1 protein-coding gene and 1 pseudogene are annotated in these 2060 nt (G+C 57.2%); both read left to right on the plus strand.

What is annotated here, in order from left to right:
- The first annotated feature begins 472 nt into the window (after positions 1–472).
- On the plus strand, positions 473–1468 hold the full coding sequence (locus tag CSC66_RS17110) for a site-specific integrase (protein ID WP_238394446.1): 996 nt from the start codon (positions 473–475) through the stop codon (positions 1466–1468).
- 107 nt (positions 1469–1575) lie between these two features.
- Positions 1576–2060 (plus strand): annotated as a pseudogene (locus CSC66_RS17115) (site-specific integrase); the annotation flags it as partial.

Consider the following 2060-nt stretch of genomic DNA (forward strand, 5'->3'; position numbering starts at 1 on the left):
TTCTGAGGTACACCTAAGCGTTTTTGTAGAGTTTAGTAGAGAAAGCCCTCGTCATTGAGGGCTTTTTCTTTGTTCCCATCGGAATTTTTTTGTTGAGAAAGATTTCTATAGTGCTACACTTGTAAAAAGTGGAGATAGTGGAGTCTCGCGTGTACACGCTCTCGATGCACATCTTTGGTGGCGGGGAGCGGGTTCCGATGCTTCATGACGCGCGGGGTCTTCCCCTGTTCTATCCCACGCTCTTCGCAACCTCGCAGTTGCGTAATGCTGGCGCAGCGGTCAACACCATCGTCAACACACTGAGAGACGTTCTGGTGCTGCTGCGCTGGGAGTCCAGGCAGACTCCCGCTAGAAATCTGGAGAGGGAGTTCTCGAACGGCAACTTCTTGACGCTCGCTGATGTGGTTTCCTTGCGCGACTTCGCGTCGTTGGACATGCGCATGTGGAAGACATCAGTAGCGACGGAAGGACTTTGGCCAACAACGTTGTACTGCTGGAGGCGCGCACGGCCACGGTGTCGTCGAGCCCGACCGTCGAAGGGCAGCAGCACTACAATCGAATGAGTTCCATCGCGAATTATCTGGAGTTTCTGGGCTCCGCCATCACGCAACATCAGAACTCACCCAAGTTCGCGGCCGAAATTGCTCGGATGGCGAAGCTCATTCGGAAGCACCGCCCCCGCGGTCTCGCCCGACGGCATCAAGACGACCGAGATGAGAAGTCGCCGCCGACGGAACTAGTTGAGCGCTTCATGGCCGTTGTGGCCTACGAGTCCCCGGAGAATCCGTTTCGGGATCCCTCGGTCAGGCTGCGAAACGCCATCCTTTTTGCCCTCTTGCAATACACGGGAATACGGCGAGGGGAACTACTGAGCCTTCGAATCGACCAGATCGACCTTGGCGACGAGCCACAGGTGTGGGTCCGCCGTAATCACGATGACCTCCTCGATTCGCGACGCTATCAGCCTTTGGCGAAAACCAAGGAACGACCAATTCCGATTCCGGAAGGTCTCGCAAACCTGATTCACGAATACGTGATGAAGCATCGAGCAAGGATCAAGTCGGCGCGCCAGCATCCCTACCTGTTGGTCACCCATCACAAGGGGGAGCATTGGGGGAAGCCCATGTCGCTGTCCTCGGTGGGACGGATCATGGAAACGATGCGCTCCGTCAACGACGCGTTCGGCGACATCCATCCCCATGCGTTCCGCCACCATTTCAACTACGACCTCTCGGTGGCGATTGACGCCCACAACGCGCGGGTGCGGCATGGCGCTGCGCCTGGTGAGCAGACCCTCATTTCAGAAGGCCGTGAGCTCGACATTCGGGCCTTTCTGGCTGGCCACTGGAGCAAGGCGTCTGGTGCGGTCTACAACAAACGTCATATCCGGGAAGTCAGCGACAAGGCAGTGCGTGAACTTCAATCCGGGTTGGGTCGAGTCATACGAGGCCGAAGGGTAAGTTCATGAGTGCAAGAGCGCCCGAAGCAAGGTGTGAATTGCGGCTTACGAGGTCCGAATCGAAGGACGGCTACACCTTCGATGCTTCACAGGATACTTGGCAGCTGAATAAAGACGTGACCGTGTCGCTTGGTCATGCGACAGAGTTGCCAGAGCCGACCCAAGGCGGCTTCCGGGCGACGCTCCAGCGCTACGCCGAAGAAATGTCGGCGATGCACACGTTCAACATGGCGCAAAGGTTCAAGCAGTTCTTGCGAGACACCGGCGCGACAACAGTGGAGCCTGCGGCGCTGCTCAATTGGCGAGCAATGCTTGAGGAATCAGACCAGTACCATCTGGGAGCGCTGAAGGGCTTTCTGATCGCCTGGCACGACTACGGGTTCGAAGGCGTTTCCAATGAAGTCGTGGATCTGCTGGAGGGCTGGCGGATCAAGGGAAACATCAAGGGCGCGGCCGTCTCCAGTGGCTGTCCGGATAGTGGGCCATACACCGACATCGAGATGTCACTCATTCTCGAATGGGCGAATCGTGCTGTGACGACGCAGGCGATTCCCTTTCGGGACTACACGTACCTTCTTTGCCTTGCCATGACCGCTCGGCG

Source organism: Pseudoxanthomonas kaohsiungensis (assembly GCF_010211765.1).
GTDB lineage: Bacteria > Pseudomonadota > Gammaproteobacteria > Xanthomonadales > Xanthomonadaceae > Pseudoxanthomonas > Pseudoxanthomonas kaohsiungensis.